The sequence below is a fragment of the Ercella succinigenes genome (assembly GCF_900002895.1).
This window is the reverse complement of record NZ_CDHP01000009.1, coordinates 1-8,519: the sequence shown is the minus strand read 5'-3', so window position 1 is coordinate 8,519 and position 8,519 is coordinate 1. Positions and strand designations below refer to the sequence as shown.

Sequence of the window (8,519 nt, the reverse complement as noted above, 5' to 3'; positions counted from 1 at the left end):
GATAGCTTCGACGAGATTACGGCTGTTTTTGCTTTGCCGGAAGCCTATCGCAAACGACTGAGAACCAGTAACAGCATAGAACGACTCAACGAAGAGCTACGTCGTAGGGAACGCGTTATACGGATATTCCCCAATGATGACAGTCTTATCCGACTGATGGGAGCAGTTCTGATGGAGCACCATGAAAAATGGTTGACCGGCAAAAAGTATTTCATAATGGATCGCTACTTTGATGAGAGAGAAACAGCAAGAAAAGAAGCGTTAGCAGAACGAGCAGCATACCTGCATGTTGTCACCTGATTCATGCAGATACCGGAAGACAATTTACACCAACTTTTTGGACTTGACTTTTTGGGGCTCAAAACTAATTAACAATATATATATGGCTGCCATTTTTATTCAGGCAACCTATATTATGATCCCTCTGTTTTTGCAGATGAACAGCTTGAACTGGTTAAATAAACTAACACCGCTGGCTGTACTATACGCTGTGATGCAGTTTCCCTTTTCAATATTTTTGCTTAGCGGATACATGAAATCTATTCCTAAAGATTTTGAGGAAGCTGCCAAAATAGACGGCAGTTCTTATTTTGGTATTCTGAAAAATATTATTATTCCAATGTCAAAACCTGGCGTTGTAACAGTCTGTATGCTTTCTGCAATGGCGGCTTGGAATGAGTATGCGGTAGCTCTTGTTATGGTAACAGATCCCAAAAAGCAAACATTGCCGGTAGGGCTTGCTAGTTTATTTGAAATCCAGCGCTATGCTACCGACTGGGGAGCTCTTTTTGCCGCACTTGTAATTGTATTAATTCCAACGATTATTGCTTTTGCTATAGGTCAGAAATATTTGATTCAGGGAATAAATGTGGGTGGAGTTAAGGGTTGATTGGTAATAGTTCAGGAAGGGGAAAAAGATCATGTACGAGTCAATACATTTTCGCAAAAATTCTTTATCGGGTGTGACTGCTGATTATTTGCGTAGGCATGATGTTATTTACAAAAGACCTGCTTTAAAAGGATATGAAGGATTGCCTATAGGAAATGGACGTTATGGAGGACTTTTATATCATAATGTGAATAGTTTGATTTTACCAATAAATCATACGGAGGCAATTGATTTTGGAGCTGATGGCAGTTTTCAGGCTTGGAGCTGGCAAAGTGAAGAAAAAAATACTGCGCCTTTTTCTTGTGGTGAAATAAAAATTGTCAGTCCTCAGCCGATTTTTGATTGGGTTTATCTTGAAAATTTTGAAGAAAGACTCAATCTTGCCGATGCCTATCTTACGGGAAAAGCTAAAACTTCATTTTCAAATTTCAAGTATAAAATATACGCACCGGAAAATCCAGATGCCATTATTATTGACTTTAATCTTGAACAGAGTGAATCCGCAGAGCTGGTTATCCGAGTGGAAAAATGGAGTACTCCAAATTTTTTTCACCACTACGAGCAAGTTTTAAATGTGCATGATAAAAATTTGCAGGGAACAAGTAGCTTCGCTGAGAAAGAGCAAATTCATGTATTGCATCAAACTCCAAAACTAAGTTCTTTAATGTCAGTTTTTTGTGAAGGATCAAATTTCAAAAGTGTGAGAAGTACCTCGCATGGTTGTGAGTTTAGGTTTGCAGCGGCAAAAAAAATAAAGGCAAAAATATATATAACAGTTGAGATTTGTAGTGATGAATCGGTACTGAGCAAGTTAACGTCTGAGAAAGATTCCTTGCCATTAGAAATTCAGAATATTATTCAAACTAAAATTGCTGCTGCTTCGCAAAAGGAAGTTTTAGATTGTCATATTAAAAAATGGCATAATTTCTGGAACAAATCTTTTTTGCATATCCCAGATAATTATCTGGAAAATTTATACTATATCCATCTTTATCAACTGAATAGCTGTGCTAAAGGCAAGTATCCTCCATTGTTTGGAGGATTGTGGACATGGTTTGGTGATTCTCGTAACTGGGGACATTTTTATCATTGGAATCATCAGCAAAGCAACTGGGGAATTTACTCTGCCGGGCAATATGAACTTGCTGAAAATTATTTTGATTATCGGTTTTCTATGCTTGATAAAGCGTGCCAGGATGGCAGCCATATTTTTAATTCAAATGGTGCTTTTTATTCTGACATATCTAATTTTAATGGTTATAATGCTCTTGAACCAGATACTATTAGAAATTTATCTGTTGGTTCTCAGATCACTTTGGATTTTTACAGACATTATAAATATACGCTTGATAAAAAATTTCTTAAAGAAAAAACTATTCCTGTTTTACTATCAAATATACGACTGTATCTGGATTTGCTTAAATTCGAAGAGGAGAATAAAAATAGCTGTTTTAGAATCAAAGGTGGTTCAACAGCGTATGAAAGCTATTGGAATCTTAAGGAAACGCTTACAGACTATTCTATGATTAAAGCTATATTTAAGATTTTTTGGGAAATAGCAGAAATCGTAGATTTTCAAAAAGATTATAATTTAATGCCAAAAGATATGGATCTAATCAGAAAGATTCAGAAAGAACTTTATTCTTATAGCTGTGAAGATATAGAACATAATTTAGAAGCTCTAAAGATATTTTCGGCAGGCAAAAAATGGAACAATGAGATAGTTCGTTATGGTGAAGGAGAATATCCTTACAGTCCTTTCCCCGCTACTTTGTTTAGTCCGGTTTGGCCTTCGGAGTTGATAGGCATTAAAGATAAAGGAGAAAAAATATTTGATATAGCTGTTAATACGGCTAGAGTATTATTTGATAAGGATATATATAAAGATGGGAAAATAGGCTGTAGTGGACATGCTCCGGCTCCACAAATGGCTGCAAGATTGGGTATGGCAGATGATTTGGCAATGATACTTGAAAGATATGTGCAAAAGTATCAGATATTTCCAAATGGCTTAATGCACTTTGCTGATATAAAATCAAATCAGCAGTGGTCTGAAATGGATATACCCAGGGTTATTCCTTCTGATATACAACAGACAAAATGGGAAGAGCTTCATGATAAGAATGTCGGGGAACGCACTTCCATATCTTCTGAATGGTTTTTGCATTGCTATTTTGAAGCTGCTGCCAATATATGCCATGGCATACAAGAGGCTTTGTTGCAAAGCTATGATGGAATTATCCGTCTGTTACCTGCGATCTGGATGGATAAATGTGTTTTTAGGCTACATGCTGAAAAAGGATTTATAGTTAGTGCAGAGTATGTACAAGGAGAAGTGAGGCTCGTATCAATAGAAAGTCTATTTGGTAATGAGTGTACAATGTACAATCCATGGGCGAATAATTTGCCTTTAACATTAGTATCAGAAAATGAAAATATTAAGTGCTCCATGGTGAATAATATAATTTCTTTTGCTACATCAAAAAACACTGTTTATGAAATTTTCAGAAGTGAATATCCGCCGGATATTTACTACAGAGGTGGCTTTGAAAATGTTGTAAATCAAGAACCAAAAATTAAAGGGAATAATAGGATAGGTCTTGAGAGAATATATTAATTGGAGGAATATGAGATGAGCAGAGGAAGACTAACGGTTCCTACTGATGTAGATATTGTGTCCGAAACAATTGAAACAATGAAAAAATGGGGAGCAGATGCTCTTAGAGATGCGGATGGAACAGAGTTTCCTGTTGAATTAAAAGAAGTTGATGCGAAAATATATGCAACATATTATACGACAAGAAAAGATAATAAGTGGGCAAAACAAAATCCTGATGAAGTACAGCAGTGTTACATATGTACAAATTTTCATACTGCTTTTGAAAATTTGCTTGAAATTTGTTTGACAGAAGGTGTAAGCAAAGATCTTATTTGTGTTAATGATATTGATGATATATACCGCTGGTGGGAGGTTATTGACCGAACAACTGGAGCTGTTATTGAATCTGAAAACTGGTCTTACGATAATAAAAGCGAATCAGTCTATATAAAAAACTGTACCAGATACCATGAATATAGTGTGAGCTATCTGGCATATTTGATCTGGGATCCGGTACATATGTACAATTCAGTCGTAAACGACTGGCAGGATACTGAACATCAGATTACTTTTGATGTACGTCAACCTAAAACAAAAGAATTTTCGAAAAACAGATTACGGAAATTTCTTCAAAAAAAGCAATATGTAGATGTTGTAAGATTTACTACTTTTTTTCATCAGTTTACTCTTCTTTTTGATGAATTGAAGAGAGAAAAATACGTGGATTGGTATGGATACTCAGCAAGTGTAAGCCCTTTTATACTCGAACAGTTTGAAAAAGAAGTGGGATATATCTTCAGAGCAGAATATATCATAGATGAAGGATATTATAATAATCAGTACAGAATTCCTACAAAAGAGTACATGGACTTTATGGCTTTCCAGAGAAGAGAAGTAGCAACTTTGGCGAAAGAACTTGTTGATATAACTCACAAAGAAAATCGTGAGGCTATGATGTTTCTTGGAGACCACTGGATTGGCACTGAACCTTATATGGAAGAGTTTAAGGCTATCGGGCTTGATGCTGTTGTAGGCAGTGTTGGCAATGGTTCAACGTTAAGGCTTATTAGTGATATCGAAGGTGTAAAATATACTGAAGGCAGGTTTTTGCCATATTTTTTCCCAGATGTTTTTTTGGCAGGAGGCAATCCTGTTGCTGAAGCCAAGGATAACTGGATCACTGCTCGCAGAGCCCTTTTGCGAAAACCTGTAGATCGCATAGGTTATGGAGGATACCTTAAATTAGCTCTGCAATTCCCTGAATTTGTAGATTATATAACCCAAATTGCAGACGAGTTCAGATTGCTTTATGAAAATATTGATGGCGCTAAACCATATTGTGCAAAAAAAGTAGCAATTTTAAACTGCTGGGGTAAAATGCGCAGCTGGGGTTGCCACATGGTTCATCATGCTTTGTATCACAAGCAAAACACTTGTTATGCAGGGGTTATAGAATCTCTTTCTGGTGCACCGTTTGAAGTTGTTTTTATCAGCTTTGACGATATATTATTCGATTCAAATATTCTTAATAGCATTGATGTAGTCATCAATGTTGGCACGGCAGATACAGCACATTCTGGTGGTTGGCATTGGTCTAATCCGAAAATTCTGCAGACTATAAGAAGTTTTGTGTCTGCAGGCGGTGGATTGATAGGAATAGGTGAGCCTTCTGCATATCAGTATCAGGGTCATTTTTTTCAGCTTGCAAATGTTTTAGGTGTAGAAAAGGAAACTTCATTCACTCTTGGCTATGATAAATACAACTGGGAACAAAATAATCATTTCATAACCGATCACATGGAAAATGTAGAAGATATAGATTTTGGGCATGGCGCATCTGATATATATGCTCTTGCGAATACAAAAGTAATTGTACAAAGGGATAAAGAAGTAAAGCTGGCTGTAAATAATTTTGGCAAAGGTAGAGCTGTATATATAAGTGGACTTCCTTTTGATTTTACAAATAACAGATTACTATATCGAGCGATTTTGTGGAGTTCAACTTCGGAGGAATTAGCCCAAAAATGGTTTTGCGAAAATATTAATATTGAAGTCAATGTTTATGAAAGTACGGGCAAATATTGTCTTGTAAATAATTCATTAATTGAACAAAAAACGATTTTCTATGACGGGACTGGCAGGAAGCAAGAAGTTTTTCTGACATCAGGAGAAATAAAATGGTATGGGATTATTTAGGTGCCTAGAGTACGGGTATGTGATAAATGTCAAAAATATACATAATACTGTAAATCGATTCCATGTATATTCAGAATTACTGTCTATATACTGGTGTCTATAGCCCAGGTTAAAATCAATTTCAATAAAGATGTTTTGCTATCATACAAGTGTAAAAGAGAGTGTTATTTGTTGTTCCTTTTTATTGCTGTTGATGCAGAGAGGATATATCTCATTATGATAAGTTATAAAACTTTTCGAAAAGCAATAGATTCCCATATTATTGTGGTTACTATACTAATTGCTTCTATGTGTTTCATTAGTGCATGTGACGTTTCTGGAGAAACGGAATTGGCAAATATATCTGGTTATTCTATATCACAAGCAGAGCTTGATTTTTATTCAAATCAGGAAAAATCAGCAGTCAGAAATTATTTTAGTAGTCAATATCAAATTAGTCTGGAGAAGGCTGACTGGACAAAAAACTATAATGGTGAAGTTCCTGAAGAAGTGTTGAAAAGTAAAGCGTTTGAACGTTGTCTTGAGACAAAAGCTTTATTAATTCTTTGTCGAGAAAAAGGAATTGAAATACCTGTAGACTTTGCTGATATCGAGAAAGCAAGAACTCGGGAAAATGATTCTAGAAAAAAAGCTTTGCAAAATGATGAGATTGTTTATGGACTTGAAAGTTTTACCATAGAAGAGTATATGAGCAGAATGCTCACTAATTCTCGAAATGATGTCAAGAGAGTTTTGAGTGCTGATCAAACATCAGAGCTTTATGTTACAGAAAAAGAGATTGAAGATTATTTTTTCGAAAACATGAGTGAATGGAGCTCTGCTGGTACAACTTTAGAAGTTACTGAAATTATAATACCATTTTCAGAAGATGCCAGTGAAATTGCAGGAAACATTATTAGTTATTTTGAAAGGGGGGAGAGTTCAGAAGATATTCAGAACAGATACAGTTCTGTAATTATTATTCAGAACAGAAAATTTACAAACAGCAGTTATTCTTTGGATATTAGAGCCTGTTATGACGTTAGAATTGCGGCAGAAGAAATGAGAGAGGGTGAAATCAGATTATTAGAAAATAGTGAAGAAATCAGTATAGTGCGTATGGATAAGAGAACCTTTGATGCTGATTTTTCGTACAGCAAGTATAAAGTTAGAATTCGTGAAAATCTCATACAAGAAAAATTCGAAAAATATTTTGATGATTATAAGAAAGATTTAACAATAGAAATTTTAGATTCAAATTTAAAAGATATTCTTATTAATTAGCAGTTCAATCATTAATCGATAAGGAGTAAATAAATATGAAGAGATTAAAAAAAGTGCTGTCTGTGCTGACAGCTGTCTTTGTTATGCTTGCAATTTTACCTTTTAATTTACTTGTAAGTGCAGATGATAATTTAAACAATCCATATGGCGGTCAGGATTATTTTATAGATTTTACAAGTGGGAATGACAATAATAATGGTACTTCTGCAATTAATGCCTGGAAAAATCTTGATAAAGCGAATGCTAAAACTTTTCAACCAGGCGACAGAATACTTTTGAAATGCGGTGAAACATGGGAAAATCAGCAGTTGTGGCCAAAAGGTTCAGGAGAAACAGGAAAGCCGATTGTTATAGATATGTATGGCGACGAAAGTGAGGGAAAACCATATATTGCTACAAATGGCAATGTAGAATATCCGTTAAGTGGTACAGGAGACAGAAATAAAGTAAAGGACAAAGTTGGGTTGACCGGTGCTATTGTATTAAGAAATCAGCAATACTGGGAAATACATAATATTGAACTCTCTAATGATGATGATTTTTCCAGAAATATAACAAGCGGTAACTTTGTCAGAGATGGTATAAGTATTTCAATAAATGCAGATCTTCTTGCTCCAGGGGAAGATAATATAATGGACTATTTCAGAATAACCAACTGCTATATACACGATATTGATGGTCCTTCTACATGGCAGAAAATACATTATGGTGGAATTAATTTTCAGGTTTTTGGCGAGAAAAATTATACTGAATATGGACAATCAGGATACTATTTTAGAGATGTTCGTATTGAAAATAACAGATTTGAGAGAACTGAGCTACATGCTATACAATTTGGATTTAATTGGTTTTTTGATAGAAGTACATCTTTAGGTCAATACGATGAAACCGGCAAATTTCACGAAGGCTGGGAACAGCTGTGGGTAAGAACACGAGATTTATACAGCAGAGATGTTTATATTGGGCATAATTACTGCGAAGACATAGGCCAAGGTGCAATTCAAATGGCAAATATAAAAAATCTCTTATGTGAATACAATGAAATCAATGGTTTTCTCAAAAGATATAACCAGGTTTCCGCAGGACTTTATCTCTGGGCAGGTGCGGACAGTATAATGCAATTCAATGAATGCTATGATGGTCCTGCTAATGAATATGATGCAACACCCTGGGATTTAGAATATACAAATTTCAATGTTACTTATCAATATAATTATTCACATGATAATCTTGGTGGCTGGATGTCCTATATGGGAAACAGTTCTAATTCAATTGCCCGCTATAAAGTCAAGTCCAAAAAGTTGGTGTAAATTGTCTTCCGGTATCTGCATGAATCAGGTGACAACATGCAGGTATGCTGCTCGTTCTGCTAACGCTTCTTTTCTTGCTGTTTCTCTCTCATCAAAGTAGCGATCCATTATGAAATACTTTTTGCCGGTCAACCATTTTTCATGGTGCTCCATCAGAACTGCTCCCATCAGTCGGATAAGACTGTCATCATTGGGGAATATCCGTATAACGCGTTCCCTACGACGTAGCTCTTCGTTGAGTCGTTCTATGCTGTTACTGGTT

At 35.5% G+C, this 8,519-nt stretch carries 7 protein-coding genes; 6 read left to right on the top strand and 1 reads right to left on the bottom strand.

The genetic code is table 11. The features are described 5' to 3' along the window. The 6 genes from AC0KSB_RS03030 to AC0KSB_RS03005 form a co-directional block, all read left to right on the top strand. Positions 1-300 (top strand): transposase (locus tag AC0KSB_RS03030; RefSeq protein WP_472305715.1); only part of this gene is annotated, 300 nt, incomplete at its 5' end. Next, on the top strand, positions 287-889 hold the full coding sequence (locus tag AC0KSB_RS03025; protein WP_472306592.1) for a carbohydrate ABC transporter permease: 603 nt from the start codon (positions 287-289) through the stop codon (positions 887-889). The genes AC0KSB_RS03030 and AC0KSB_RS03025, both read left to right, overlap by 14 nt. 31 nt (positions 890-920) lie before the next feature. Next, positions 921-3,506: a glycosyl hydrolase family 95 catalytic domain-containing protein gene (locus AC0KSB_RS03020; RefSeq protein ID WP_472306590.1), complete on the top strand. Its 2,586-nt coding sequence runs from the start codon at positions 921-923 to the stop codon at positions 3,504-3,506. Between the two features lie 15 nt (positions 3,507-3,521). Further along, entirely contained in the window at positions 3,522-5,684 is a 2,163-nt protein-coding gene (gene gnpA, locus AC0KSB_RS03015; protein WP_472306588.1) for a 1,3-beta-galactosyl-N-acetylhexosamine phosphorylase, read from the top strand. A gap of 216 nt (positions 5,685-5,900) precedes the next feature. After that, positions 5,901-6,947 carry a peptidylprolyl isomerase gene (locus AC0KSB_RS03010; protein ID WP_472306586.1) on the top strand — a complete coding sequence of 349 codons (1,047 nt, stop codon included), beginning with the start codon at positions 5,901-5,903 and terminating at the stop codon, positions 6,945-6,947. Positions 6,948-6,982: 35 nt separating this feature from the next. Further along, positions 6,983-8,257: a hypothetical protein gene (locus AC0KSB_RS03005; RefSeq protein ID WP_472306584.1), complete on the top strand. Its 1,275-nt coding sequence runs from the start codon at positions 6,983-6,985 to the stop codon at positions 8,255-8,257. A gap of 24 nt (positions 8,258-8,281) precedes the next feature. On the opposite strand, the gene AC0KSB_RS03000 is transcribed toward AC0KSB_RS03005, so the two are convergent. Then, positions 8,282-8,519, bottom strand: a 238-nt coding sequence (locus tag AC0KSB_RS03000; protein ID WP_472306582.1) for a transposase, incomplete at its 5' end; no start/stop codon positions are given.

Excerpts from the sequence above, each read along its gene's own strand:
- AC0KSB_RS03025 (WP_472306592.1), top strand. The coding sequence starts at position 287 with ATGTTGTCACCTGATTCATGCAGATACCGGAAGACAATTTACACCAAC.
- AC0KSB_RS03020 (WP_472306590.1), top strand. The coding sequence starts at position 921 with ATGTACGAGTCAATACATTTTCGCAAAAATTCTTTATCGGGTGTGACT.
- gnpA (WP_472306588.1), top strand. The coding sequence starts at position 3,522 with ATGAGCAGAGGAAGACTAACGGTTCCTACTGATGTAGATATTGTGTCC.
- AC0KSB_RS03010 (WP_472306586.1), top strand. The coding sequence starts at position 5,901 with ATGATAAGTTATAAAACTTTTCGAAAAGCAATAGATTCCCATATTATT.
- AC0KSB_RS03005 (WP_472306584.1), top strand. The coding sequence starts at position 6,983 with ATGAAGAGATTAAAAAAAGTGCTGTCTGTGCTGACAGCTGTCTTTGTT.